Source organism: Serratia sp. EWG9 (genome assembly GCF_019913725.1).
GTDB lineage: Bacteria > Pseudomonadota > Gammaproteobacteria > Enterobacterales > Enterobacteriaceae > Serratia > Serratia ureilytica.
This window is the reverse complement of record NZ_JADNRO010000002.1, coordinates 232,488-258,229: the sequence shown is the minus strand read 5'-3', so window position 1 is coordinate 258,229 and position 25,742 is coordinate 232,488. Positions and strand designations below refer to the sequence as shown.

Below are 25,742 nucleotides of genomic sequence, written 5' to 3'. Positions count from 1 at the left end.
CTGCCAACCCGCCGCGCTCTTTACGGCATTTTTATTCCGCGCCCCGTTAACGTTACGGCGTTTTTACAGACAGTTTTTGCCGCCGCAGATACCCTTTTCACATCGCCGCTATGGCCTCACAAGAGAGTTGTCTCATGCGTTTATCCCTGCCTCTGGCCGTGACCGGTCTTCGTTCTGGAGCGCGCCATGCATTCTAATATTATCGGGTTCAATCCTCTGCTGGCAGAGCTGCCCGCATCGCCGACGCGCACCTTTCGCAAAGAGCTGGAACACTACCTGCAGCGCTATCCGGATACCGAACAGCTGGATATTTATCTGCACGATCTGAACGGCCAGCTGCGCGGCAAGCGCCTGCCGATCGCCGAAGCCTTTGGCCTGGAAAAAGGCTGCTACTTCCCGCTGTCGATCTACGCCCTGGATCTGCACGGCCGGGTGATTGAAGAAAGCGGGCTGGGGCAACGGGCGGGCGAGCCGGATCGGCTGTGCCTGCCGGTGCCCGGCACGCTGCGCCCCTGCGCGCGCGATCCCGAACGCCACGCCCAGCTGCTGCTGACGATGCAAAACGCCGACGGCGACGCCTGCGAGCTGGAGCCGCGTGTGGTGCTGCAACGGGTGCTGAAGCGCCTGCACGAGCGCAACTGCTTCCCGGTGGTGGCGGCCGAACTGGAGTTCTACCTGCAGGATCCGCAGCGCCCCGCCGAGGCGGAAGCCTGCCCGACGCAGAGCTTCGCGGTGGATGCGCCCGAGCGCCACCATGCGCTGCTGAGCGACATCGAACGGCACGCGCGGCTGCAAAGCCTGCCGCTGACCGGCGTGGTGGCCGAAGCCGCTTCCGGCCAGTACGAGCTGAACCTGCATCACAGCCGGCGCGTGCTGGAAGCCTGCGACCAGATCATGGCGCTGAAGCGCCTGACGCGGCAGATTGCCGAGCAACATCACCAGCACGCCTGCTTTATGGCCAAGCCCTGCGCCCATGCCGCCGGCAGCGGGCTGCATTTTCACATCAGCCTGCAGAACGAGCACGGCGAGAACCTGCTGACCGGCGCGCCGGGCGAACTGAGCGACAGCATGCAGCAGGCGATGGCGGGCATGCTGGCGCTGATGCCGGCGTCGATGGCGATCCTGGCGCCCAACATCAACGCCTTTCGCCGCTTCCGCCCCGGCATGCACGTGCCGCTGCGCGCCTCCTGGGGCCACAACAATCGCACGGTGGCGCTGCGCCTGCCCTGCGCCGACAGCGCCAACCAGCGCATCGAATACCGCCTGGCCGGCGCCGACGCCAACCCCTATCTGGCGCTGGCGGTGATGCTCGGCGGCCTGCTGCACGGGCTGGAACACCCGCTGCCGCTGCCGCCCGCCGCCAACGGCTGCGAGAGCGACAACGCCGCGCCCTTGCCGCTCGGCCAGCAGGAGGCGCTGGCGCTGTTCCGCCACAGCGATCCGCTGCGCGAACTGCTCGGCCCGGCGTTCTGCACCCTGTGGCACACCTGCAAAAGCGCCGAACTGCGCCGCTTCGAGGAACAGGTCACCGCCGCCGAACTCGGCTGGATGCTGTAACCGCCCACTGATTCGTTAACCTAAGGATAATCATGAATATGCAACCGCAACGGGCGCCCGCACAGCCGCTGCTCTGCTGGCGCAAAGGCGTTTTTCATATCAGCACCGATCGGCAGTTGTTGGATATCGACGCGATCCAGCGTTTTCTCAGCCTGCAGGATCGAGCGGCGGCGGAGCGCCTGGCGCGCCACGGCCTGTGCTTTGGCCTGTACCGCAAACGCCACCAGCTCGGCTTCGCCCGCATGGTGACCGATTACGCCACCTTCGCCTCGGTGAGCGAACTGTTCGTCAGCGCCGAATACCGCGGCGTCGGGCTGGGAAGCTGGCTGACGCGCTGCTGCCTGGCGCATCCGGCATTGCGCGGCCTGCGCGTCACGCTGCCCGCGCTGCAAGCGCCCTGGCGCGCCGACTGCGCGGCGCACGCCCCGCGCGCCCTTCACTGATAAGGAGACCCCCATGTCTCGTTTGGTGCTGATTTCCAACAAGCAGTGCGACGGCAAGGATCTGGCCTGCGCCGGCCGGACGCTGGCGGCCGACGCAGAACCGGGGCTGTGGCTCGGCTGGAACGGCGACGTGCAGAATTTCGCGCAGCGCCCGATCCACTGCCGTCAAGACGCCGGTTACGATCAGGTGACCTTCCCGCTGTCGATCGAAGAGTTCCGCCGCCACTATCAGGGCTACTACCACGACGGCCTGTGGCCGGTGTTCCACAACCAGCCGGAGAAGGCGCACTTCACGCCGGAAAACTACCGCGCCTACCGGCAGCTGAATCGCCGTTTCGCCGATATCGCCTGCGAACACCTGTGCCCGGGCGACATCGTCTGCATCGACGATTACCAACTGCTGCCCTGCGCCCAGGCGCTGAAGGAACAGGGGCTGCTGAACGACTGCGCGTTCTTTTTCCATCTGCCGTTCCCGTCGGCGGCGCTGCTGCGGCGCATCCCGGAACATCGCCAGCTGATCGCTTCGCTGCTGTTCTACGATCTGATCGGCTTTACCACCACCGACGATCGCAACGCCTTTCTCAACTGCCTGGCGGCCGAGTTTCCGCTGGAGATGCTGCCCGACGACCAGATCCAGGCCAACGGGCATATTTTCGCCACCGGCATTTTCCCCGCCGGCATCAACGGCAGGCAGGTTTATTAATGTTACGGCGCGCGGTATTCAGGCGCGCCGTTTTATTTCGCCGCGATTTATTTTCACCGCATTTACCGCCATCAAAATAGGTTATTTTATTTTCTGAATATAGCGATTAAAAAATGAATATTCATCCTGTTACATATCAACCGTAAAAACCGCGCGCCGCCAATTGCTTTTTATTAGCAAAACACATTACCCTCTCCGTGCCATATTTAAACCGAGGAGGGCCCTATGGGCGATGAAAGTTTTAGTTTTACGCTAATGCTATTGGGCACCTTTCAGTAATGCCATCCACGTTGCATTCTGAAAGATACGGAATGCGGCAACCGCTCCCCTTCTGACGGCCTTTCCCGCTCTGCCTGCCCGCCCATCGCCTCGCTGCGAAAATAACGTTTGTCTCAACCGCTGTGGCGGTATTTATCTGATGTCGCCGGGCCTATTACCCGAGCGCCGACGGATTTCTTATGGGAAAAATAAGGTATTGCGTTATGCAAAATAACCGGGGTACATCTGTTTTCAGAAAGTCTTATTTAAATGACTTTATCGTTATCGCCACCGGCGTTTTCTTCATTGCCTTTTTTATTCGCGCGTGGGGCGACATGCACGGCGACTTCAATGAACAAAACGTCTCTGCCATTAGTCTCGATGCCTGGAACCTGCTTTATTATTCGCTCAGAACCAGCATGCGTTTTCTCCTCGGCATGGCCTGGTCGCTGCTGTTTTCTGTGGTGTTCGCCGTGCTGGCCGCGCGCTATGCGCCGCTGCGCCGGGTGATCCTGCCCTTCGTCAACTTTATGGAGTCGGTGCCGCTGGTGGGGTTCCTGACCTTCACGACCGTGTACTTTCTCAACCTCTACCCACACAGCGTGATGGGGCTGGAGTGCACCGCCATCTTCGCGGTGTTTACCGGCCAGGCCTGGAACATGATGCTGACGCTGTATCAGACGCTGCGCATCGTGCCCAAGGAGCTGGACGAAGCCGCCCGCAGCTTCAATTACAACCCGTGGCAACGTTTCTGGCGGCTGGAATTCATCTATTCGGTGCCGGGCCTGCTGTGGAACGCCATGGTGTCGCAATCCGCCGCCTGGTTCGCCCTGGTGGCCTCCGAAGCCATTCCGGTCGGCGATCGCTCGGTCGAACTGCCCGGCGTCGGCTCCTATATCGCCGAAGCGCTGGCGCAGCAGAACGTGCCGGCGATCCTGTATGCGATCGTCGCGCTGGCCGCCAACATCGTGCTGCTCGATCAGCTGGTTTTCCGCCCGCTGGTGCGTTACACCGCCCGCTTCAAATACGAAGACGTTACCGCCAATCGGGCGCTCGGCAATCCGTGGTTCTACAACAGTCTGGCCTTTTCGCACGTCGGCGCGGCGCTCGGCCGCACGCTGCGCGCGCTGGCTGATCTGTGGCTGTTCAAGCTGCCGCGGCTGTGGTACGCCCTCGGCCTGCACCGCCTGTTTCGCCTCGCCGCCAAAGGCAATTGGCTGTGGCGCAGCCTGTGGTATCTCGGCGTGGTGCTGGCCTGCGTCTGGTTCGGTTACCGGCTGTGGGAATACTTCCCCAAACAGTACTTCGCCATGCTGCCGGAGTGGATGCTGCTCACCACCGCGCGCGTGGCCGCGGCCATGCTGCTCAGCGTGGCGATCTTCACGCCGCTGGGGGTGTGGATCGGCCTGAATCCGCGCCTGGTGAAGATCTTCCAGCCGATCATCCAGATCCTGGCGGCCATTCCGCCCAATATTTTCTACCCGCTGATCGCCGCCTTCATCGCCATTTATCATCAGGATCTCGGCTGGTGGGCCATTCCGATGATCATGCTGGGCACCCAGTGGTACGTGTTGTTCAACGTGATCGCCGGCGTTTCCGCCATTCCGACGCAGATCACCGAGGTCAGCGAAACCTTCGGGCTGCGCCGTTTCCGCTGGTGGCGCTACTACATGCTGCCGGCGATCTTCCCCTACATCGTGACCGGCATCATCTCCGCCGCCGGCGGCGCCTGGAACAGCGCCATCGCCGCCGAAGTGATCCAGTGGGGCAGCACCACCCTCAGCGCCACCGGGCTGGGCGCGTTCATTTCCGTCGTCACCGACGCCGGCAAGAACCCGGAGTCCGCACTGGGCTGCGCCGCGATGTGCGCGCTGGTGGCGCTGTGCATCATCTTCGTCTGGCAACCGCTGTATCGCATCGCGGAAACCAAATTCAAATATGACTGATCAAGGGGGAACAACATGCTGACTCAAGACGTGATTATCAGCGCCCGTCGATTGAACAAGACGTTTATCGGCGAAAACAAGCGCCCCACCCCCGTGCTGCGCGACGTGTCGCTGACCGTGCACGCCGGCGAGTTCGTCACCATTCTGGGGCAATCCGGTTCGGGCAAGTCCACGCTGCTGCGCATGCTGGCCGGGCTGATCCCGCCGGACAGCGGCACGCTCACCCTGGCGGGCAAACCGGTCTGCGGCCCGAGCGCCAACGCCGGCATGGTGTTTCAATCCTACGCGCTCTACCCCTGGCTGACGGTGTACGACAACATCGCCTTCGGCCTGCTGGCGCAAAAGCTGCCGCCGCAGACGATCGCCGAGCGGCTGGAGGCGCTGCTGCGCCTGGTGGGGCTGAGCGGCTATGAGCACGCCTGGCCGCGCGAGCTGTCGGGCGGCATGCGCCAGCGCGTGGGCTTCGCCCGGGCGTTGGCGGTAGAGCCCGATGTCTTGCTGCTGGACGAGCCCTTTTCCGCCCTCGATATCTTTACCGCGCAAAAACTGCGCAGCGATCTGCTGGCGCTGTGGGGAGACAACCGGCTGCGCACGCGCGCCATGGTGATGGTGACGCACGACGTCGAAGAGGCGGTGCTGATGTCCGATCGGGTGCTGATCCTGGACGCGACCAGCAAACGGATCGATGACGAATTCAGCATCAATATTCCCCGCGCGGCGCGCAACCGGGACAGCCTGCGGCACCTCACCGATCGGATCCGCAGCTGTCTGTACAAAAAAATCGCGCAGGCGCAACCGGCCGGATAAGGCCGCATTTTCGTTAACTCAGGGTAGTGAAATGAAACATAAAAGCTTACTGATGGCGCTGGTCATCCTGATGCCGGCGGCCGCCGCCGGGGCAGAAATCGTCAATAAGGACGGCAATAAACTGGATCTCTACGGCCAACTGAACGGGGTGCATTACTTCAGCAGCGATGCCGACAATAACGGCGATCGCTCCTACACCCGTTTCGGTTTCAAAGGCGAGACGCAGATCGCCGACGGGCTGACAGGGTATGGCCAATGGGAATATCAGGCGGGGCTCGATCAGCCTGAAAGCGCCGGGCCGGGCAATAGCTATACCCGGCTGGGCTTCGCCGGGCTGACGTTCGGCCACTGGGGCAGCCTGGACTACGGCCGCAACTACGGCCTGCTGTATGACGTGGCCGGCTGGACGGACGTGCTGCCCGAATTCGGCAACGACAGCTACGAAGCGGCCGACAACTTCATGACTGGCCGTGCCAACGGCCTGCTGACCTACCACACCCGCAGCCTGGGCGGGCTGTTGGACGGTCTGGATCTCGGCCTGCAATATCAGGGGAAGAATCGGGGGGACGACGCTCTGCGGGCGAAGGATATTCAGACGCAAAACGGCGATGGCTACGCCTTTTCCGCCACCTACGACACCGGCGTGGGGCTAAACTTTGGCGCCGCCTACGCCAACTCTGCGCGCACCCTGGCGCAGCAGCGCTTCGGCCTGGCTGACGGCGATCGCGCCCGGGCCTGGACGCTGGGGCTGAAATACGATCTGGACAACCTCTACCTGGCGGCCAGCTATGCGCGCACCGAAAACATGACCTATGTCGACGGCGATCGCTACGCCGGCTTCGCCCCCCGCGCGGACGCCGTCGAGGCGGTCGCGCAGTATCACTTCGATTCCGGCGTCACGCCCTCGGTGGCCTACCTGCAAACGCGCGGCCGTAACCTGCCCGGCATCGGCGACGCCGATCTGGTCAAATACCTGGATCTGGCGCTGAACTACAGCTTCAACGCCAATATGTCGACCTACGTGGAGTACAAGCTCAACCTGCTGCAACGGCAGAACGCCGTCGGCGCCGGCGCCGACGACATTGTCGAAACCGGCATCATGTATCAGTTCTGACCCGATACCGGCCGCAGCGCGCGCTGCGGCCGGTTCATTATTTGTCTTGCGCCCGCCCTGTTATTCTCTCGTTTAATTCAGGTTTATATTTCCATAAAATAGCGCCTATATTCATTCTCATGATTTTCGTTGACGCCCCGTTTAATAAATAAAGAAAAACTTTCCCGTATTCATATTAAATTACATTTTGCCGCGATAATTCCGCCTAACCACATTGAATCACAGGCAATATCACGCGTATTATGGCCACACGAAAAATAACGGGGAAATGATATGGACGGCGACAGTTGGTTGTTTATTTTATTGTTGGAATCGCTGAGGTCACAGGAGCAATAGTCATCCCATTGCATCCTGAAAGTGTCAGGATATGAGTCAGTTACCACATCCCTTCGCTTTACCCCTTCAGCGCATGGCCTCCGCGCACGCCGCTCCGGCGCGCCTGACAGGCTAATCCTTCCAGCATACGCTTATTAACAGTCCGATAACGCTCAGGCTTATTTGCGCTCGCATTTATTTTACCCCTGCGCGGCGATAACTATCGGCCATTTTTCCATGCTCATATTTTTAATTGAGTGGAGAAACATCATGATGGTAAAAAAAACCACGCTGCTGACGGTTAATAACGTCAGCAAAAGCGTTCAGCCTACCGGTAAAGAAAAACGCCTGGTGCTGAATGAAATCAACCTGCGCCTCTACGATAACGAGGTCGTCAGCATTTTGGGGCAGTCCGGCTCGGGCAAATCCACCCTGCTGCGCATACTTTCCGGCCTGATCGCGCCGGATCTGGGCACCGTGATGCTGGGGGATAAAAAAGTCTCGGGGCCGAATCCGCAGATCAACATGGTGTTCCAGACCTTCGCCATTTTCCCGTGGCTGAACGTCTACCAAAATATCGCCTTCGGGCTGCAGGCGCAGGATCTGCCGCCGCAGGTGGTCGAAACCCAGACGCTGAAAATGCTCGATCTGGTCGGGCTCGCGCCCTACCGCGATGCCTACCCGCGCGAGCTTTCCGGCGGCATGCGCCAACGAGTCGGCTTTGCGCGCGCGCTGGCGGTAGAACCGATGCTGCTGTTGCTGGACGAGCCCTTTTCCGCGCTGGACGTCTATACCGGCGAACACCTGCGCAGCGATCTGCTGCGCATCTGGAGCACGCGCCAGATCAAAACCCGCTCCATCGTGCTGGTGACCCACAGCGTAGAGGAAGCGGTGATGATGTCTGATCGCATCCTCCTGCTGGGCGCCGGCACCCTCGACGGCTGCTATCACATCGCGCAGCGCCGCGAGACGCGCACCCGCGAGGGGATGCAGCCGCTGACGGACAAAATCAGCGAGACGCTCAGCCGGCAGATCGCCGCCGCGCACTGAGCGCCGCCCTGGCCTGGCGGGACGGATCCCGCCAACTTAACTACCTGTTTATCAAGAGTCACCCCGCCACGGGTGGCTCATGATAAGCGGATAATACATCGAGTTATTATCATGCATTTCATTCATACACTGCTGACGCTGCTGACTGCGTCCGTCCTGGGCGCCGCCATCGGCTACGAAAGACAATTCCGCCAGCGCACCGCCGGGCTGCGTACCAATACGCTGGTGGCCACCAGCGCGGCGATCTTCGTCCACCTGGCCATGACCATCGACGGCAGCGGCGGCGCGGTGCGCGTCATCTCCTACGTGGTCTCCGGCGTCGGCTTTCTCGGCGCCGGGGCCATCATGAAAGAAGGGATGAACATCCGCGGCCTGAACACCGCCGCCACGCTCTGGGGCTCCGCAGCGGTCGGCGCCTGCGCCGGCTGCGGCCTGTACGGCGATGCGCTGGCCGCCACGCTGTTCGTGCTCGCCGCCAACACCCTGCTGCGCCCTCTGGTCAATATGGTCAACAAACAGCCCTTCAATGACGTTAACGGCGAATCCACCTACCAGATTTGCGTCATTGCCTTCGAGCATGAACAGCGTGAAGCGCTGGCCAAATTCAAACAGGTGCTGCAAGGAGAAAACTGCTTTATCTCGCATCTGGATATCGAACCCTTTGGCGACGACGACGTGGAGATCACCGCCACGCTGATGCCGGCCTCCGTCACCACGCCGGTGCTCGACCAGACCATCAATAAACTGCTGAACGACAGCATGATGAAACAGGCCTATTACAGCCGCATCGCCGGCTCCGGCTAGTGCCGTTCACTTCCAGGGAGATCCACCATGAAAACCATGCCGAAACTGGCTCATCTGACGATGTTCAAAGACATCGTTCACTGCGGAAGTTTGCACGATGCCGCGAAAAAACTGGCCGTCTCGCAACCGACGCTCAGCCGGGTGCTCAAAGAGCTGGAAATGTCCATCGGCGCGCGGTTGCTGGAGCGCAGCAACCGCGGCGTGCGCCTGACGGCGGTCGGCGAGCTGTTTTACCGGCGGATAGACGCCGCCACCAATCAGTTGCTCAGCGCGTTTGACGAGCTGCGCGGCATGAGCGCCGGCGGCGAGAAGCGCCTGCGGGTGGGGATGAGCGTCGATCCGCTGCTGTGCTACCTGCCCCAGGTGCTCGAAGGCTTCAACCGCCGCTACCCGCATACCCGGGTGACGGTGGTGGAAGACGGCCCGGAAGGCCTGCTCGCCCGGCTGAGAAACTGCGAGCTGGATTTGGCGGTCAGCAGCCTGAACGGCGCGGCGGGCAGCGCCGATCTGGCCATGCAGGCGCTGAAGAGCGAGCGCTTCTCGCTCTATCAAGGGGGCGACCTGACCGCCGCCGGGCAGCCGCCGGCCGAAGCCAAATGGGTGGTGCCGCGCTCCTGCTCGGTGGGGCACGCCGCCATCCGCGAGATCGCCGAACGTTACACGCCGCACGGCCAGATCGTCGAGACCGACTCCTTTCTGGCGACCTGGTGCCTGGTCAGGCAGCAGGGCTATATCGCGCTGCTGAGCGATCGGGTCGTCGCGCACTACGCCCCGCAGCTTCACCTGCAGAAAATCCCGACGCAGGGGATCGACATCAGCGCGCGCTTTTATGTCTTTACCCGCCATGAGCCGGCCACGCCGCCGCTCAGCGCCGCCTTTATCCACCTGCTGCAAACCCTGCAAACGGGTTGAACGCTCAGGCCGCCGCCCGCTGGCGCTCCAGTTCGCGCACCAGCGGGATCACTTCGCGGCCGAAGTACTCCACCTCTTCCTGGAAGTGCAGAAACGCCAGCAACAGCAGATCCACCCCGGCGTCTTTCAACGCGATGATGCGCTCGGCGATCTGCTGCGGCGTGCCGATCAGGTTGGTTTTAAAGCCGTCGTTATACTGCACCAAATCTTCGAAGGTGGACTTGGCCCAGTTGCCTTCGCCCTCGGGCGAGGCCGCCCCGGCGTTTTTCACCTCGTGCCCGAAACCCTGCACCGCCTCCGGGTTGGCGTGATCGATGATCTCCTGCAGCACCGCCTGCGCCGCCTGTTCGCTCTCGCGGGCGATGACGAAACCGTTCACCCCCACCTTCACCCGATGGTGATTGGCCTGCGCCTTGCTCTGGATGTCCTCCACCTGCCGGCGAATGCCCTCCACGCTGTTGCCGTTGGTGAAATACCAGTCCGAGACCCGCGCCGCCATGTCGCGCGCCGCACGTGAGCTGCCGCCCTGGAAAATTTCCGGCAACGGCGCCAGCGGCTTCGGCTTCAGCGAGTAGTCGCGGAAACGGTAGAAATCGCCGGCGAAGGTGAAGCTGGGCTCAGTCCAGATGCCGCGCAGGCAGCGGATAAACTCTTCCGAGCGCAGGTAGCGCTCCTCATGATCCAGCCATGGCTCGCCGATGGCCTTGAACTCGCCGCGGAACCAGCCGCTGACAATGTTCACCGCGATGCGCGCGTTGGAAAGATGGCTGATGGTGGCGATCTGTTTGGCCGCCAGCGTGGGGTTCCACGGCCCCGGCAGCAGCGCGGCGATCACTTTCAGCTTTTCGGTGGCGTCCAGCAGGGCCTGTGAGAACGACACCGACTCGTGCTGGTTCTCCGCGCCGTAACCGGCGGTGAAGCGGATCTGGGTAAGCGCGTAGTCGAAACCGGCGCGCTCGGCGATCTGCGCCAGCTTGCGGTTATAACCGATGTCCCAACCGGTGCGCTGCGGGATATTGCTGATCACCAGGCCGCCGGAAACGTTCGGCACCCAGTAGGCGAACTGAATCGGCTGCTGCGAGTGGTTTGCTGCTGACATGCTTCTCTCCCTCTGACCGTCGGCGCCGTTATGCGGCGCGCATATAACCATTATTGATTTCCAAATATTGAAAACCTTGTTTTGGTTATAAATCCGATAGCAGGATGCGTGCCAACCGCCACGTTAAGGCATCTGGCTGAAAAACCGGGCGTTTAAAGCCGACGGGTGCGGGCGGGTGCTGCATTGGCAACAGCGGCTGACGGGCGGCTGTTGGTTATGCAACAAACCGCTCACCCCGCCAATCCAACCGTTCACCCGGCGGATCTGACCGCTGACCGAAATACGCCTGTCTTCCCCCCTAACCCCCGGCGATGATGAGCTGTTCCTAAACCCGCCTTACCTCGGGAAAGACGCTACGGCTCACCGCGCCACTCTGACATCTCTTACAAGCGGATGAGTTCATTCATATTTTGCAGACTGGAATTAAGGATACCTCATGAAACGAGAGGGGATTTTAAAGCACATTCCGTGGATGCTGCTGGGGATACTCGGCGCAGCCTGCCTCGGCGTGGTGGCGCTGCGCCGCGGCGAACACATCAGCGCGCTGTGGATCGTCGTCGCTTCGGTGGCGGTGTATCTGGTGGCCTACCGCTACTACAGCCTGTACATCGCCACCAGGGTGATGAAGCTGGACGCCGGCCGCGCCACCCCGGCGGTGGTCAACAACGACGGCCTCAACTACGTGCCGACCAACAAGAACGTGCTGTTCGGCCACCACTTCGCCGCCATCGCCGGCGCCGGGCCGCTGGTGGGGCCTGTGCTGGCCGCGCAGGTCGGCTACCTGCCCGGCACGCTGTGGCTGCTGGGCGGCGTAGTGCTGGCGGGGGCGGTGCAGGACTTTATGGTGCTGTTCATCTCCTCGCGCCGCAACGGCGCTCGCTCGGTGAGATCATCAAAAAAGAGATGGGGCCGATACCGGGCACCATCGCGCTGTTCGGCTGCTTCCTGATCATGATCATCATCCTGGCGGTGCTGGCGCTGATCGTGGTGAAAGCGCTGGCGGAAAGCCCGTGGGGCGTGTTCACCGTCTGCTCCACCGTGCCGATCGCGCTGTTTATGGGCATCTACATGCGCTACCTGCGCCCCGGCCGCGTGGGTGAAGTGTCAATCATCGGCATCGTGCTGCTGGTGGCCGCCATCTGGTTCGGCGGCGTGGTGGCGCACGACCCGTACTGGGGCCCGGCGCTGACCTTTAAAGACACCACCATCACCTTCACGCTGATCGGCTACGCGTTCGTCTCCGCTCTGCTGCCGGTGTGGCTGATCCTGGCGCCACGCGACTACCTGGCCACCTTCCTGAAAATCGGCGTGATCGTCGGGCTGGCGATCGGCATCGTGATCCTCAACCCCGAGCTGAAAATGCCGGCGGTGACCCAGTTCGTCGACGGCACCGGCCCGGTGTGGAAAGGCACGCTGTTCCCGTTCCTGTTCATCACCATCGCCTGCGGCGCGGTCTCCGGCTTCCACGCGCTGATCGCCTCCGGCACCACGCCGAAGCTGCTGGCCAATGAGACCGACGCGCGCTTTATCGGCTACGGCGCGATGCTGATGGAGTCCTTCGTCGCCATCATGGCGCTGGTGGCGGCTTCCATCATCGAGCCGGGCCTGTACTTCGCCATGAACACCCCGCCGGCGGCGCTGGGCATCACCATGCCGGATCTGCACCGCCTGGGCACCGAAGACGCGCCGATGATCATGGCTTCGCTGAAGGACGTGACCGTGCACGCGGCGGCGGCGGTCAGCTCCTGGGGCTTCGTCATCAGCCCGGAACAGATCCTGCAGACCGCCACCGACATCGGCGAACCTTCGGTGCTGAACCGCGCCGGCGGCGCGCCAACGCTGGCGGTGGGCATCGCCCACGTGTTCCACCAGATCATTCCGGGCGCCAACATGGGCTTCTGGTATCACTTCGGCATTCTGTTCGAGGCGCTGTTCATCCTGACCGCACTGGACGCCGGCACCCGCTCCGGCCGCTTTATGCTGCAGGATCTGCTCGGCAACTTCGTACCGTTCCTGAAGAAAACCGACTCGCTGGTGGCCGGCATCGTCGGCACCGCCGGCTGCGTCGGGCTGTGGGGCTACCTGCTGTATCAGGGCGTGGTGGATCCGCTCGGCGGCGTGAAGAGCCTGTGGCCGCTGTTCGGCATCTCCAACCAGATGCTGGCCGCCGTGGCGCTGGTGCTGGGCACCGTGGTGCTGATTAAGATGAAGCGCGCGCAATACATCTGGGTGACCGTGCTGCCGGCGGTGTGGCTGCTGATCTGCACCACCTATGCGCTGGGCCTGAAGCTGTTCAGCGACAACCCGCAGCTGGAAGGCTTCTTCTTCCTGGCCGGCGAATACAAACGCAAAATCGCCGAGGGCGGCGCCGAGCTGAGCGCCCAGCAGATCGCCAACATGAACCACATCGTGGTGAACAACTACACCAACGCCGGTCTGAGCATTCTGTTCCTGCTGGTGGTGTACAGCATCATCTTCTACGGGGTGAAAACCGCGATGGCGGCGCACAAGACCCCGAAACGCACCGATCAGGAAACGCCTTACGTGCCGGTGCCGCAGGCCGCGCCCGCCGACGGCGTAACTGAGGGGGAGGTCAAAGTTTCGACCCAGCATTGATGTGATTTAGCGGATACCCTGCATAATAAACGTTAAGCAGTACCCAAAGCCGCACGGCCTGTGCATCGCAAGATGCCAGGCGTGCGGCGCGATGCAATCGAGATACCCGGGGCGACCCGGAGGTGGGGCATCCCTGCGGGAACCCCATCCCCCGGCTTCCCCTAATATCAGGCTAAAGCAAGCGCTGTAGTGATGCAGGGTAGAGTTGGAGAAGGCTTATGTTCGGAAATCTCGGCCAGGCGGGGAAGTATCTCGGGCAGGCGGCGCGCATGTTGGTGGGCGTGCCTGACTACGATACCTACGTCCAGCACATGAAAGACAACCACCCGGACAAGCCGGTGATGACCTATAAAGAATTTTTCCGCGAGCGCCAACAAGCGCGCTACGGCGGCGACGGCAAAGGCGGCATGCGCTGCTGTTAACCCGCAGTCACAAGGATCCGTATGAAACCCATCGCAGTCACCATCCTGACCGGCTTTTTGGGCGCCGGCAAAACCACCCTGCTGCGCCACATCCTGAACGCCGACCACGGCTATAAAATCGCGGTCATCGAGAACGAGTTCGGCGAAGTGCCGATCGACGACGCGCTGATCGGCGATCGCGCCAGCCGCATTACCACGTTGAGCAACGGCTGCATCTGCTGTAGCAAGTCCAACGAACTGGCAGACGCGCTGCTGGATTTGCTGGACGGCGTCGACAGCGGCCAGCTGGCGTTCGATCGGCTGATCATCGAATGCACCGGCATGGCCGATCCCGGCCCGATTACCCAGACCTTTTTCTCGCACGAGATCTTGTGCGAGCGCTTCCTGCTGGACGGCATCATCACCCTGGTGGACGCGGCGCACGCCGAGCAGCAGCTGAGCCAGTTCAGCATCGCCCAGGCGCAGGTGGGCTACGCCGACCGCATCCTGTTGACCAAAACCGACGTGGCGCCGGACTGCGAGGCGCTGATCCAGCGGCTGCAGCGGATGAACGCCCGCGCGCCGGTCTACAAAGTCACGCACGGCGACATCGATCTGAGCGTGCTGTTCGACATCGAAGGCTTCACGCTGAACGACAAGCTGAACCTGACGCCAGCCACCCCGCTGTTCCGCCGCATCCCGCAGCCGCAGAGCGGCATCCGCTCAATTGTCGTGACGCTGGAACGCCCGCTGCCGCTGATGCAAATCTCCGACGTGATGGAAGGCCTGCTGCTGGAATACGCCGACAACCTGCTGCGCTACAAAGGCATTCTGTCTATCGAAGACGAGCCGCGCCGCCTGCTGTTCCAGGGCGTGCAGCGGCTGTATAACGCCGACTGGGATCGGGAATGGCTGCCTGAGGAAGAGCGCAAGAGTACGTTGGTGTTTATCGGTGTGGATCTGCCGGAGGAGGAGATTCGGCAGCGGCTGCGTTGAGCCAAGAGAAGTGAACGCCATCGGATAGCGCTGGATGGGGGAAGTCAAAACGGCGGCAACCCACAACGGGTTGCCTGACCGAAAACGTTATCTTTTGGCGAACGATTTAAGGAACCGCAGGTTCCTCACCAGCACAACGGCCAGCATGACGCCCCAATAGACAAACAGCTCGTATTTCATTTTCTCGCCCGCCAGCGCGGAAGCCGACGCCCCCGCCAGACACAGGAAAGTGAAGAAATACATTTCAAAACGCGGCATGGTCTTCCAACTGATAATCGAGAACTCCGTTCTCAGGATCAGGAATGCCCAGAAGGCCAGGCAGGTGCTGACCGCCGCGCCACCGGCGCCGAAACGAGGCACCAGCAGTGCGTTGGCCGCCACGTTGATAATCAACGCGATCAAGGAAGCCAGCATGGTGTAACCGGTCTTTCTGCTCAGGCCGATGCCGACCGCCGTCGTTTCCGACAGCGTGAACAGCAAAGGGAAACCCAGGCTCGCAACCAAAATGTATTTCACATTCAAGTAGTTAGCGGGCAAGACAAAGTCAACCAGCCAGGAAAATAGCCCCCCCAGACTGAACAGGCAAACCACGGCAATCAGCATGCACTGCGTGACCTTGTTGATCATCTGCTGCTCGCCGCCCTCGTTGGATTCCGCCAGCTTGTAGACCATCGGCGCCCAAACGGTAGAAAATACGCTTTGCAGAATGCTCGCCACGCCGGCGAAGCTGACCGCCACCGAGAAGATAGCCAACTGTTCAAAGCCGGAATAGGCTCGCACGAACATCCGATCGATGGTGGTTAGCCCCCAAAACGCCAGCCCGCCCAAAATCAGCGGATAGCCGAACTTGAGCATCGCTTTCAGTTTGCCGGCGTCCAGCGAACTGCGCAGCGCGGCGATCCAATCCGCCCGGGAAGACCACATCAGCATCAGCGACACCGCGATAAAACCGACGGCGTTCGCCACCACCAGCTGCATCAGCGTATGCTGGGTGAACAGGACATAGCACAGGCCGATAACGATCAGCGTCATCAGCTTGGGCATCAGTTGGCTGAGCGAAAACGCCATCCCCTTCTCCTGCATCCTGAGTATCAGGGACAGGAAACGGTTGATGAACGAAGCCAACAGAATCAGCATGACAAGCCAGCTTATCGCCGTGTCTTTCTGTTCGAACAGCAACGCGGACAAACTGCCGGGGAACAGCAGGAACACGGCGCTGATGATGACGATCATCAGCAAGCCGGGGAAAGCAACGTTCTTCAACAGCTGCCCGCGATCGGATTCGCCGTGGTATTCCCGAACGTAAGCCTGATCGAGCCCCAAACTGAAAAACAGCACGCAGAAAGACACGGCCACGTTCAGCATGCTGATTCGGCCTACGTCGTCCGCCGAAAACAGCCAGGTGATCACCGGCAGGGTCAACAATCCCAGCGCGGCATTACCGATCGGCCCGATAGCGAACGCCAGGATCTTGCGGGCGTTCACTCAAAGAACCTCACTACGCTTTCAATGACTTTATTCAGATCGGCATCGCTCATTTTGTAGTACAGCGGCAAGCGAACCAGTCTCTCGCTTTCGCGGGTGGTGTAGTTGTCTTCGCCGATGAAGGTGCCGAAGACCTTGCCCGCCGGCGCCGAGTGCAGCGGAATATAATGGAACACCGCCATGACGCCACAGGCCTTCAGGTGAGCGATGAACTGCGTTCTTTGCTCGATATCCTTCAGCTTCACATAGAACATATGCGCATTATGCTCGCAGTCCGCCGGGATGGTCGGCAACGTCAGCAGCCCTTTCTCCGCCAGCGGCGCAAAGCTCGCATAGTACTTGTGCCAGGTCGCCAGGCGGTTATCGTTGATCTCATCGGCCAGTTCCAACTGCCCCCACAGGCAAGCCGACTGCAGTTCGCCCGGCAGGAAGCTGCTGCCGAAATCGACCCAGGTATACTTGTCTACCTGGCCGCGCAGGAACTGGCTGCGATCGGTGCCCTTCTCACGCAGAATTTCGGCGCGTTTGATAAAGCGTTCGTCATTGATCACCAACGCGCCGCCTTCACCGCCGCTGGTGTAGTTTTTGGTTTCATGGAAGCTGAAAGCCGCCAGATGGCCTTTAACGCCGACGAAATCGCCTTTGTATTTGCTCATGACGCCCTGCGCGGCGTCTTCAACCACCAGCAGGTTATGTTGGTCGGCCAGGCGCATGATCGCATCCATATCGCAGGAGACGCCGGCATAATGCACGGGCACGATGGCTTTGGTTTTATCGGTGATCGCCGCAGCCACCAGCGCTGCATCCATATTCATGGTTTCAGGATGGATATCGACGAATTTGATTTTTGCGCCGCGCAACACGAAGGCGTTGGCGGTGCTGACGAAGGTGTAGCTTGGCATGATAACTTCGTCGCCCGGCTGGATATCGACCAGCAGCGCGGCGATCTCCAGCGCGGCGGTGCAAGACGGGGTCAACAGCGCGTGTTTGCACCCCAGCTTGTTTTCAAACCATTGCTGGCACTGTTTGCCGAACGGGCCATCGCCCGACAGTTTCCCATTCTCCAACGCCGCATTGATATATTGAATTTCGTTGCCGGTTACCGGTGGTTTGTTGAACGGTATCATGTTATCCCTTGTTGTCGATTCTGAATGCATGCCGAGGCGGTGCGCCGTGCGGCATCAGGAAGTAAAGACGGCCTTTAACTGCGCGGTCAGGTTCTCAGCGGAGAAATAGGCTTCGATTTTTTGCTCGTTGTCATCCTTTTCCGCCGCGCTCAAGCTGCGTAGCGAAAACGTTTGAAGATCCAATACCTGGATACCCTTTTCCTGAAAGAAATCCCACTGCGTGGTGCCCGGATTCAAGAACACCGTTTTTTTCAGCCCCAGCAGGGAAATGGTGTTGCCCATCGCCTGCTGGCGATGGTGATTGAACACCGCGATATCCACTTTCCCCAGCAGCGCCAGGTAGTGCTGGAAAGGCATAAAGTCGGTCAAGGGGACAAACTTCTCGCCAAAGCGCCGCGTGCCTTCGGCCACCACTTCTGCCGCATAGCGTTTATTGCCGTAGGAGAGCGGCACGACCAGTTCGATATTCTCGTTTTTGTAGGTTTCCAAAACGTCGAACGCGGCAAAATGATTATTGGTCGGATCGGCGGAATTACCCAGCAAAATGGTGGTTTTATCGTCCGCGTCCGCCGCACGTTCGCCGATGACGTTTTTCTTGTATACGTTACTGGTATACAGCAGGCACTCATGCCACCGGCCGGCGCAGCCGTACCACTTTTTAGCCAGCTCGTAATCGCCCTTGATGTAAGTGACAAAGTTGCCCATACGCTTGATGGCCGGGCGGCGGAGCAGCTCCGTCAGGCGCCATTTGAAGTTGCGCTTGCCGATTTGGTATTGGTAGAGATCGCCGCCCCACATGAACCAATAGCATTTCTTTAATACCCAGGGGGTCAACAGCAGCAGCAGCGCCATCTTGATGCCGTGGAAGCTGTGCAGAATCACCCGGTCGTGGCGTTGAATGGCCTTCATCAACTTCAGGGTCGGCTTGACGTTGCCGAACAGATCCGCCCCGAGATAATGAACGTTGTCCGCCGGCGGCAAAGCGAAACGCGCCTTATCGCCGTAAACCCAAAAGGTGTGCTCATCGGGATCGAATTTCTCATTCACAAATTCAATGAATGAAGGGATGAATTTATCCAGAGGACAAATATGTACAGTGCTCATATCCGCTCTATATGCAGGTTCGTCCAGCGCCCCGCCGCGCGCCGGATGTTCGGAGCACGACGGGCCGGGCCGGGGTTATTTTTCCGCGATCAGCTGCGACAGATACTGGCCATACAGCGTTTTGCCGAGCAGCTTGGCTTCGGCGGCCAGCTGCTCGCGCGTCAACCAGCCTTTTCGGTAGGCGATCTCTTCCAGACAAGCGACCTTGAAGCCCTGACGCTTCTCAATGGTATGTATAAACTGAGAGGCTTCGATCAGACTGTCGTGCGTGCCGGTATCCAGCCAGGCGAAACCGCGCCCCAGCAGCTCGACGTTTAGCGTGCCGCGCTCCAGATACATCTGGTTGAGAGTGGTGATTTCCAGCTCGCCGCGCGCCGACGGCTTCACCTGCTTGGCCATCTCGACCACGTGATGGTCATAGAAATAAAGCCCGGTGACCGCCCAGTTGGATTTCGGCACGGCCGGTTTTTCTTCCAGCGACAACGCGCGAAAGTTATCGTCGAACTCCACCACGCCGAAACGTTCAGGATCCATCACCTGATAGCCGAAGACGGTCGCCCCTTCGCTGCGCTTCACCACCGACTCCAGCTTGTTGCCGAAGCCCTGGCCGAAGTGAATGTTGTCGCCGAGCACCAGCGCGCAGCTGTCGCCGCCGATGAACGCTTCGCCAATGAGGAAGGCCTGCGCCAGGCCGTCCGGGCTCGGCTGGATTTCATAACTCAGATTGATGCCGAAACGGCTGCCGTCGCCCAGCAAGCGCTTGAAGGAGGGCATATCTTCCGGGGTGGAGATGATCAGGATATCCCGGATCCCCGCCAGCATCAGCACGGAGATCGGATAATAGACCATCGGCTTATCGTAAATCGGCAGCAGCTGCTTGGAAACGCCGCGCGTGATGGGGTAGAGACGCGTGCCGGAACCGCCCGCTAAAACAATGCCTTTCATGCTTCTTCCTTAAAAATCGATTAACGGGTCAAACCCAGACGTTCGCCGGCATAGGAACCGTCTTTCACCCGGCGCCACCAGGTCTCATTCGCCAGATACCATTCCACGGTTTTGCGAATGCCGCTTTCAAAGGTCTCCTGCGGCTTCCACCCCAACTCCGCATCGATTTTGGCGGCGTCGATCGCATAGCGCATATCGTGCCCAGGGCGGTCGGTGACAAAGGTGATGAGATCCGCATAATGCGCGATGTCGCCCGGTTTGTTCGGCACCAGCTCATCCAACAGCGCGCAAATGGTTTGCACCACTTCGATATTTTTGCGCTCGTTGTGGCCGCCGATGTTATAGGTTTCGCCCACCGCGCCTTCAGTGACCACCTTATACAGCGCCCGCGCGTGATCCTCGACGTACAGCCAGTCGCGCACCTGGGCGCCGTTACCGTATACCGGCAGCGGCTTGCCTTCCAACGCGTTCAGGATCGTTAAAGGGATCAGCTTTTCCGGGAAATGGTAAGGACCGTAGTTGTTCGAACAGTTGGTGACGACGGTCGGTAAACCGTAGGTGCGCAACCAGGCGCGCACCAGGTGATCGCTGGCGGCTTTGGAGGCGGAATACGGGCTGCTTGGCGCATACGGCGTGGTTTCGGTAAACAGATCGTCGGTGCCGTGCAGATCGCCATACACCTCGTCGGTGGAGATGTGATGGAAGCGGAACGCCTGCTTGCGCTCGGCGTCCAGGGCGTGCCAATACTGGCGAGCCGCCTCCAGTAAGGTGTAGGTGCCGACGATGTTGGTTTCGATAAAGGCGGCCGGGCCGTCAATAGAACGATCGACGTGGCTTTCGGCGGCCAGGTGCATCACCGCATCGGGCTGGAAGGCGGCGAACACGCGATCCAACGCCTGACGGTCGCAGATATCGACCTGCTCGAAGGTGTAACGATCGCTATCGGCGATCGGCGCCAGGGATTCGAGGTTGCCGGCATAGGTCAGGCTATCCAGCACCAAAATGTGATCAGCGGTATCATTGATAATATGGCGGGCAACGGCCGAGCCAATAAACCCGGCGCCGCCGGTAACGATAATTTTCATAGAATCCTCTAAAATACGCCGTGGTCATTTCATCGCCACATTGTTTTACATGCGCATAAAACGGCTAAAGGCCTTGTCGTGGGTAAACACCCTGCCGACCATCGAATCACAGCATTCCCCAATCCCGCGCGAGCAAGCCCCTAAAACCAACAGAGCTGCATCGCAGCTCTGTTGGTTTTAGGTCGGCACGCAACCGTCGTGTTCGGGTATCGCCGCCGGAAACGCCGGACGGCTACGCTACCGCCCTTGGCTCACAGACGCCAATCTCTGGTGGTCGCTCGGGTATTGCCGCCGGACGGCGACACGCTCAGGCCGTTCATCCGCAGGGCCGCAAGGTTTGCCACTGAAACCGTTCACCGACGCAACGCAGGAAGCCATGCCGTCGCAGAAGACAGCGTGATGCTTTCAATCGCTAAAAGCGGGTGGGAACGGCCAAACTTTCGGGGGATAACATAACGTATAGCGGCCCGAAAGAGCAGCCTTGGGGCGCTCTTTCAGATTATTACTCAGGGTGGTAAGGGGAGCGACTGACGCGCCATCGCGAAAAGTCATGGCTATGGGGTGACGGCGCTGCGCCGGGTGATAACGGCTTGTACGGCCAACCTACGCCTTCACAAACCACATGGACGCATTGCCGAGTTCAACTTCGCTCGTACGGCCCCGCCGCCACCGACTCGCGCTCGATCAGGCTGGCCGGGAAGCTGGGGCGCTTGCTGAGCTCGCCGCCGTCCAGCATCGACAGCAGGCGGTTGATGGTCTCCTGGATCATCTCGGTGACCGGCATCTTCATGCTCGACAGCGACGGCACGGTATAGGGCGCCAGCGGGATGTCGTCGAAGCCGATGACCGATACCGCCTCCGGCACCGCCACGCCGCGCTCCGCCAGCCGCTTCATCGCGCCGATGGCCATTTCGTCGTTGCCGGCGACGATGGCGCTGAACGGCTGCCCGCCGGCCAGCAGCGCATCGACCGCCGCCACGCCGCTTTGCGCGTGCCATTTTCCTTCGACGATCAACGCCTCGTTAACCGCAATGCCCTGCTGCGCCAGCGCGGATTTGTAGCCGGAAAGCCGCTCCAGCCCGGTGGGGGAATCGAGCGAACCGGTGATAAAGGCGATGTCGCGATGGCCGCGCGCGATCAGGTGCGCCACCGCCGCCGCGCCGGCGGCGTGCTGATCGCTGAAGATGCAGTAGCTGTCGTTCAGCCGCAGCCGCCGGTTGATCACCAGAATCGGCTGGCGGTGTTGGGAGACGATCTCGTCCATTTCCGCGATCGACAGAAAACGCGGATAGATGATCACCCCGTCGCAGCGCAGATCCAGCAAAAACTGAATGGCGGCCCGCTCCTCTTCGGCGGTGTGCTTGCCGTCCGCCAGGATCAGTTGACGGCCGTTCGCCTCCATGATGCGCGCCGACTGCGCCATCAGTTCGCTGAAATAGTTGCCGCTGTAGAGGGTGTTGGTGACCACCAGGCCGAGGGTTTGGGTGGTGTTGGTCGCCAGGCTGCGCGCCAGCAGGTTGGGCCGATAGCCGGTTTCCGCGATGGCTTTATCCACCAATGCGCGTTTCTCCTCGCTGACATAGCCGCTGCCGGACAAAACGCGCGACACCGTCGCCTTTGAAACGCCGGCCTTTTTCGCCACCTCGAGTATCGTTGCCATCTGTGCGCCGCCAAAATCCATGGGTTCAGCGCAGTCTACCCAAGACGCCCGGCGTTTGGAACGCTTTCGCGCCCCTGCGCGTCGGTGCGCACTTACCTCTGACGATCCAGATCACGAAAACGAAACGCCAAAAATCATAGTTCTTGCCAACCACAAAACACCAATACATGATTTTGTGAAACCGGTTTCTTGTGGGCGTTTCATACGGATGGAACGACGGATCGCCCAGGCAGTAAATATTCGCCTTTGGGCTATCCGAATTGCTATCTGAGAGACGACACGCCATGCCGAAGAACTACGCAGAGATCTCGCACGCCATCGTGGCCGCCCTGGGCGGCACGGGCAATATCGAGGCCGTGACCCACTGCATGACCCGCCTGAGATTCGTGGTGAAAGACAAAGCGCGGATCGACACGCCGGCGCTGAAGGCCATCAACGGCGTGCTGGGCGTGGTGCACAGCGGCGAGCAGTGCCAGGTGATCATCGGCAACGAGGTGGCCAAAGCCTATCAGGCGGTGCTGGCGCTCGGCATGCCAGGCGCGGCGGCCCCCGCCGCCCCGGTAAAACGCAAGCTCACCCTGAAGGGCATCGGCGCCGGCATTCTCGACGCGCTGGTGGGCACCATGTCGCCCCTGATCCCCGCCATCATCGGCGGCTCGATGGTGAAGCTGTTGGCGATGATCCTGGACATGGCCGGGGTATTCGAGAAAGGCTCCTCGACCCTCGTCATCCTCAACGTGATCGGCGACGGCGCGTTCTTCTTCCTGCCGGTGATGGTCGCCGCCTCGGCGGCGCTGAAGTTCAAAACCAACATGTCTTTGGCGATCGCCATCGCCGGGGTGCTGGTGCATCCCAACTTTATCGATCTGATGGCCAAGGCGGCGCAGGGCCAGGCGGTGGAATTCGCCTTCATCCCGGTGACGGCGGTGAAATACACCTACACGGTGATCCCGGCGCTGGTGATGACCTGGATCCTGTCGCACATCGAACGCGGGGTGGATCGCATCACCCCGGCGGTGACCAAGAACTTCCTCAAGCCGATGCTGATCGTACTGATCGCCGCGCCGATCGCCATTCTGCTTATCGGGCCGCTCGGCATCTGGATAGGCAGCGGCATCTCTGCGCTGGTGTACACCGTGCACGGCTACCTGGGCTGGCTTTCCGTGGCCATCATGGGGGCGATCTGGCCGCTGCTGGTGATCACCGGCATGCACCGGGTGTTCACCCCGACCATCATCCAGACCATCGCCGAGACCGGCAAAGAGGGCATGGTGATGCCTTCGGAGATCGGCGCCAACCTGTCGCTGGGCGGCGCTTCGCTGGCGGTGGCGCTGAAAACCAAGAACCGCGAGCTGCGCCAGACCGCGCTGGCCGCCGCCGCCTCCGCCATCGTGGCGGGGATTTCCGAACCGGCGCTGTACGGCGTGGCGGTGCGCCTGAAACGGCCGCTGATCGCCAGCCTGATCAGCGGCTTCGTCTGCGGCGCGGTCGCCGGCATCGGCGGGTTGGCCAGCCATTCGATGGCCTCGCCCGGGCTGTTCACCAGCGTGCAGTTCTTCGATCCGGCCAACCCGATGAGCATCGTGTGGGTGGTGGCGGTGATGGCGCTCTCGGTGGTGCTGTCGTTCGCGCTCACGCTGATGCTGGGCTTCGAGGATCTGCCGGAAAACGCCGCCGCGCCCGGCCAAACCGCACCGGCGGCGAACGCCGCCAGCGCAACGCATTAACGTATATTTATACCCTAAATAGTTGGAGCGGCATCAAGGCGGCAAGAGAGCGAATCCCGATGAGCTTACACAAGTAAGTGATTCGGGTGAGTGAACGCAGCCAACACGGATGCAGCTTCAAGTATGACGGGTATTGAGGATTGCATGTCTGACTCAACATTCCCTAAAGGATTTTTATGGGGCGGCGCTTTAGCCGCCAACCAGGCTGAAGGCGGCTATCGCGAGGGCGGCAAAGGGCTGACCACCGTCGATATGCTCCCGCACGGCGCCAACCGCATGGCGGTCAAACTCGGGCTGGAGAAGCGCTTTAGCCTGCGCGACGACGAGTTTTACCCCAGCCACGACGCCATCGATTTCTATCACCGCTACCGCGACGACATCGCGCTGATGGCGGAGATGGGCTTTACCGTGTTCCGCACCTCCATCGCCTGGAGCCGGATTTACCCCAACGGCGACGAGCTGACGCCCAACCCCGAAGGCATCGCCTTCTACCGCAGCCTGTTCGAAGAGTGCCGCCAATACGGCATCGAGCCGCTGGTCACCCTGTGCCATTTCGACGTGCCGATGCACCTGGTGACCGAATACGGCTCCTGGCGCAGCCGCAGGATGGTGGAGTTTTTCACCCGCTACGCCCGCACCTGCTTCGAAGCCTTCGACGGGCTGGTGAAATACTGGCTCACCTTCAACGAGATCAACATCCTGCTGCACAGCCCGTTCTCCGGCGCGGGGCTGGTGTTTGAAGCGGACGAAAACCCTGAACAGGTGAAATACCAGGCCGCGCACCACGAACTGGTGGCCAGCGCGCTGGCGACGCGCATCGCCCATGAAGTGAACCCCGCCAACCAGGTGGGCTGCATGCTGGCCGGCGGCAACTTCTACCCGTGGTCCAGCAAGCCGGAAGACGTGTGGGCCGCGCTGGAGAAAGACCGCGAGAACCTGTTCTTTATCGACGTGCAGGCGCGCGGCGCTTACCCCTCCTACGCCGCCCGCGTCTTCCGCGAGAAAGGCGTGAGCATCGCCATGGCGCCGGAAGACGCCGACATCCTGAAGCACACCGTCGACTTCGTCTCCTTCAGCTACTACGCCTCGCGCTGCGCCTCCGCCGACATGAACGACAACAACAGCAGCGCCGCCAACGTGGTGAAATCGCTGGCGAACCCGCACCTGCCGCGCAGCGACTGGGGCTGGGGCATCGATCCGCTGGGGCTGCGCATCACCATGAACATGATGTACGACCGCTACCAAAAGCCGCTGTTCCTGGTGGAAAACGGCCTGGGCGCACACGACGAGTTCAATGCAGCAGGCGAGATTGAGGACGACTACCGCATCAGCTACCTGCGCGAACACATCCGCGCCATGGCCGACGCCATCGCCGACGGCGTGCCGGTGCTGGGTTACACCACCTGGGGCTGCATCGACCTGGTGGCCGCCTCAACCGGCGAAATGAGCAAGCGCTACGGCTTTGTCTACGTCGACCGCGACGACCAGGGCAACGGCACCCTCGCCCGCACCCGCAAGAAATCGTTCTGGTGGTATAAGAAAGTGATCGCCAGCAATGGGGGGGATTTGGGGTAGGTTTGGGCGGTGG

Annotated in this window: 20 protein-coding genes and 1 pseudogene; 14 read left to right on the top strand and 7 right to left on the bottom strand. The window is 60.9% G+C overall.

The window, feature by feature from the left end; genetic code table 11:
* Window positions 1–186: 186 nt before the first annotated feature.
* The 9 genes from ITX55_RS06640 to ITX55_RS06600 all read left to right on the top strand — a co-directional run bounded on the left by ITX55_RS06640 (window position 187) and on the right by ITX55_RS06600 (window position 9,909).
* Window positions 187–1,557 carry a glutamine synthetase family protein gene (locus ITX55_RS06640; RefSeq protein WP_223084957.1) on the top strand — a complete coding sequence of 457 codons (1,371 nt, stop codon included), beginning with the start codon at window positions 187–189 and terminating at the stop codon, window positions 1,555–1,557.
* A 32-nt stretch (window positions 1,558–1,589) separates the two neighbouring features.
* On the top strand, window positions 1,590–2,000 hold the full coding sequence (locus tag ITX55_RS06635; RefSeq protein WP_047025147.1) for a GNAT family N-acetyltransferase: 411 nt from the start codon (window positions 1,590–1,592) through the stop codon (window positions 1,998–2,000).
* A gap of 13 nt (window positions 2,001–2,013) precedes the next feature.
* Window positions 2,014–2,703, top strand: coding sequence for a trehalose-6-phosphate synthase (locus ITX55_RS06630; RefSeq protein WP_033651401.1), 690 nt, complete (start codon window positions 2,014–2,016; stop codon window positions 2,701–2,703).
* A 677-nt stretch (window positions 2,704–3,380) separates the two neighbouring features.
* Window positions 3,381–4,907: an ABC transporter permease subunit gene (locus tag ITX55_RS06625; protein WP_089192526.1), complete on the top strand. Its 1,527-nt coding sequence runs from the start codon at window positions 3,381–3,383 to the stop codon at window positions 4,905–4,907.
* 15 nt (window positions 4,908–4,922) lie between these two features.
* On the top strand, window positions 4,923–5,714 hold the full coding sequence (locus ITX55_RS06620; RefSeq protein WP_033641723.1) for an ABC transporter ATP-binding protein: 792 nt from the start codon (window positions 4,923–4,925) through the stop codon (window positions 5,712–5,714).
* Between the two features lie 31 nt (window positions 5,715–5,745).
* The gene (locus ITX55_RS06615) at window positions 5,746–6,828 is read left to right on the top strand and encodes a porin (RefSeq protein WP_223084955.1); all 1,083 of its coding nucleotides are present in this window, start codon (window positions 5,746–5,748) and stop codon (window positions 6,826–6,828) included.
* 585 nt (window positions 6,829–7,413) lie between these two features.
* Window positions 7,414–8,193 carry an ABC transporter ATP-binding protein gene (locus ITX55_RS06610; RefSeq protein ID WP_033641721.1) on the top strand — a complete coding sequence of 260 codons (780 nt, stop codon included), beginning with the start codon at window positions 7,414–7,416 and terminating at the stop codon, window positions 8,191–8,193.
* A gap of 111 nt (window positions 8,194–8,304) precedes the next feature.
* Window positions 8,305–8,997, top strand: coding sequence for an MgtC/SapB family protein (locus tag ITX55_RS06605; protein WP_019453282.1), 693 nt, complete (start codon window positions 8,305–8,307; stop codon window positions 8,995–8,997).
* Window positions 8,998–9,024: 27 nt separating this feature from the next.
* Window positions 9,025–9,909, top strand: a complete 885-nt coding sequence (locus ITX55_RS06600; RefSeq protein WP_223084952.1) for a LysR family transcriptional regulator — start codon at window positions 9,025–9,027, stop codon at window positions 9,907–9,909.
* Window positions 9,910–9,913: 4 nt separating this feature from the next.
* On the opposite strand, the gene sfnG is transcribed toward ITX55_RS06600, so the two are convergent.
* On the bottom strand, window positions 9,914–11,008 hold the full coding sequence (sfnG, locus tag ITX55_RS06595) for a dimethylsulfone monooxygenase SfnG (protein ID WP_025305137.1): 1,095 nt from the start codon (window positions 11,006–11,008) through the stop codon (window positions 9,914–9,916).
* 436 nt (window positions 11,009–11,444) lie between these two features.
* Between sfnG and ITX55_RS06590 the strand changes: the two are divergent.
* The 3 genes and pseudogenes from ITX55_RS06590 to yjiA all read left to right on the top strand — a co-directional run bounded on the left by ITX55_RS06590 (window position 11,445) and on the right by yjiA (window position 15,021).
* Window positions 11,445–13,624 (top strand): annotated as a pseudogene (locus ITX55_RS06590) (carbon starvation CstA family protein).
* Window positions 13,625–13,842: 218 nt separating this feature from the next.
* Entirely contained in the window at window positions 13,843–14,046 is a 204-nt protein-coding gene (locus ITX55_RS06585; protein WP_004953088.1) for a YbdD/YjiX family protein, read from the top strand.
* A gap of 21 nt (window positions 14,047–14,067) precedes the next feature.
* Entirely contained in the window at window positions 14,068–15,021 is a 954-nt protein-coding gene (gene yjiA / locus ITX55_RS06580) for a GTPase (RefSeq protein ID WP_223084949.1), read from the top strand.
* Between the two features lie 87 nt (window positions 15,022–15,108).
* On the opposite strand, the gene ITX55_RS06575 is transcribed toward yjiA, so the two are convergent.
* The 6 genes from ITX55_RS06575 to ITX55_RS06550 all read right to left on the bottom strand — a co-directional run bounded on the left by ITX55_RS06575 (window position 15,109) and on the right by ITX55_RS06550 (window position 22,427).
* A complete protein-coding gene (locus ITX55_RS06575) occupies window positions 15,109–16,506 on the bottom strand; it encodes an oligosaccharide flippase family protein (protein ID WP_223084946.1) in 1,398 nt (465 codons plus the stop codon).
* On the bottom strand, window positions 16,503–17,633 hold the full coding sequence (rffA, locus tag ITX55_RS06570) for a dTDP-4-amino-4,6-dideoxygalactose transaminase (RefSeq protein ID WP_033651409.1): 1,131 nt from the start codon (window positions 17,631–17,633) through the stop codon (window positions 16,503–16,505). The genes ITX55_RS06575 and rffA overlap by 4 nt, the downstream gene beginning before the upstream one ends.
* 54 nt (window positions 17,634–17,687) lie before the next feature.
* A complete protein-coding gene (locus ITX55_RS06565) occupies window positions 17,688–18,737 on the bottom strand; it encodes a TDP-N-acetylfucosamine:lipid II N-acetylfucosaminyltransferase (RefSeq protein ID WP_033651410.1) in 1,050 nt (349 codons plus the stop codon).
* A gap of 75 nt (window positions 18,738–18,812) precedes the next feature.
* Window positions 18,813–19,682 carry a glucose-1-phosphate thymidylyltransferase RfbA gene (rfbA, locus tag ITX55_RS06560; RefSeq protein ID WP_033651411.1) on the bottom strand — a complete coding sequence of 290 codons (870 nt, stop codon included), beginning with the start codon at window positions 19,680–19,682 and terminating at the stop codon, window positions 18,813–18,815.
* A 20-nt stretch (window positions 19,683–19,702) separates the two neighbouring features.
* Window positions 19,703–20,767: a dTDP-glucose 4,6-dehydratase gene (rffG, locus tag ITX55_RS06555; RefSeq protein WP_042783600.1), complete on the bottom strand. Its 1,065-nt coding sequence runs from the start codon at window positions 20,765–20,767 to the stop codon at window positions 19,703–19,705.
* A gap of 640 nt (window positions 20,768–21,407) precedes the next feature.
* The gene (locus ITX55_RS06550) at window positions 21,408–22,427 is read right to left on the bottom strand and encodes a LacI family DNA-binding transcriptional regulator (RefSeq protein WP_156965084.1); all 1,020 of its coding nucleotides are present in this window, start codon (window positions 22,425–22,427) and stop codon (window positions 21,408–21,410) included.
* A gap of 284 nt (window positions 22,428–22,711) precedes the next feature.
* Between ITX55_RS06550 and ascF the strand changes: the two genes are divergently transcribed.
* Both ascF and ITX55_RS06540 read left to right on the top strand, forming a co-directional pair.
* Window positions 22,712–24,154, top strand: coding sequence for a PTS cellobiose/arbutin/salicin transporter subunit IIBC (gene ascF, locus ITX55_RS06545; RefSeq protein ID WP_182073998.1), 1,443 nt, complete (start codon window positions 22,712–22,714; stop codon window positions 24,152–24,154).
* Between the two features lie 144 nt (window positions 24,155–24,298).
* On the top strand, window positions 24,299–25,729 hold the full coding sequence (locus ITX55_RS06540) for a 6-phospho-beta-glucosidase (protein WP_033651415.1): 1,431 nt from the start codon (window positions 24,299–24,301) through the stop codon (window positions 25,727–25,729).
* Window positions 25,730–25,742 lie beyond the last annotated feature (13 nt).

Bases quoted from the DNA above. Each gene is read 5' to 3' on its own strand.
- ITX55_RS06640 (WP_223084957.1), top strand. From the start codon at position 187: ATGCATTCTAATATTATCGGGTTCAATCCTCTGCTGGCAGAGCTGCCC.
- ITX55_RS06635 (WP_047025147.1), top strand. From the start codon at position 1,590: ATGAATATGCAACCGCAACGGGCGCCCGCACAGCCGCTGCTCTGCTGG.
- ITX55_RS06630 (WP_033651401.1), top strand. From the start codon at position 2,014: ATGTCTCGTTTGGTGCTGATTTCCAACAAGCAGTGCGACGGCAAGGAT.
- ITX55_RS06625 (WP_089192526.1), top strand. From the start codon at position 3,381: ATGCGTTTTCTCCTCGGCATGGCCTGGTCGCTGCTGTTTTCTGTGGTG.
- ITX55_RS06620 (WP_033641723.1), top strand. From the start codon at position 4,923: ATGCTGACTCAAGACGTGATTATCAGCGCCCGTCGATTGAACAAGACG.
- ITX55_RS06615 (WP_223084955.1), top strand. From the start codon at position 5,746: ATGAAACATAAAAGCTTACTGATGGCGCTGGTCATCCTGATGCCGGCG.
- ITX55_RS06610 (WP_033641721.1), top strand. From the start codon at position 7,414: ATGATGGTAAAAAAAACCACGCTGCTGACGGTTAATAACGTCAGCAAA.
- ITX55_RS06605 (WP_019453282.1), top strand. From the start codon at position 8,305: ATGCATTTCATTCATACACTGCTGACGCTGCTGACTGCGTCCGTCCTG.
- ITX55_RS06600 (WP_223084952.1), top strand. From the start codon at position 9,025: ATGAAAACCATGCCGAAACTGGCTCATCTGACGATGTTCAAAGACATC.
- sfnG (WP_025305137.1), bottom strand. From the start codon at position 11,008: ATGTCAGCAGCAAACCACTCGCAGCAGCCGATTCAGTTCGCCTACTGG.
- ITX55_RS06585 (WP_004953088.1), top strand. From the start codon at position 13,843: ATGTTCGGAAATCTCGGCCAGGCGGGGAAGTATCTCGGGCAGGCGGCG.
- yjiA (WP_223084949.1), top strand. From the start codon at position 14,068: ATGAAACCCATCGCAGTCACCATCCTGACCGGCTTTTTGGGCGCCGGC.
- rffA (WP_033651409.1), bottom strand. From the start codon at position 17,633: ATGATACCGTTCAACAAACCACCGGTAACCGGCAACGAAATTCAATAT.
- ITX55_RS06565 (WP_033651410.1), bottom strand. From the start codon at position 18,737: ATGAGCACTGTACATATTTGTCCTCTGGATAAATTCATCCCTTCATTC.
- rfbA (WP_033651411.1), bottom strand. From the start codon at position 19,682: ATGAAAGGCATTGTTTTAGCGGGCGGTTCCGGCACGCGTCTCTACCCC.
- rffG (WP_042783600.1), bottom strand. From the start codon at position 20,767: ATGAAAATTATCGTTACCGGCGGCGCCGGGTTTATTGGCTCGGCCGTT.
- ITX55_RS06550 (WP_156965084.1), bottom strand. From the start codon at position 22,427: ATGGCAACGATACTCGAGGTGGCGAAAAAGGCCGGCGTTTCAAAGGCG.
- ascF (WP_182073998.1), top strand. From the start codon at position 22,712: ATGCCGAAGAACTACGCAGAGATCTCGCACGCCATCGTGGCCGCCCTG.
- ITX55_RS06540 (WP_033651415.1), top strand. From the start codon at position 24,299: ATGTCTGACTCAACATTCCCTAAAGGATTTTTATGGGGCGGCGCTTTA.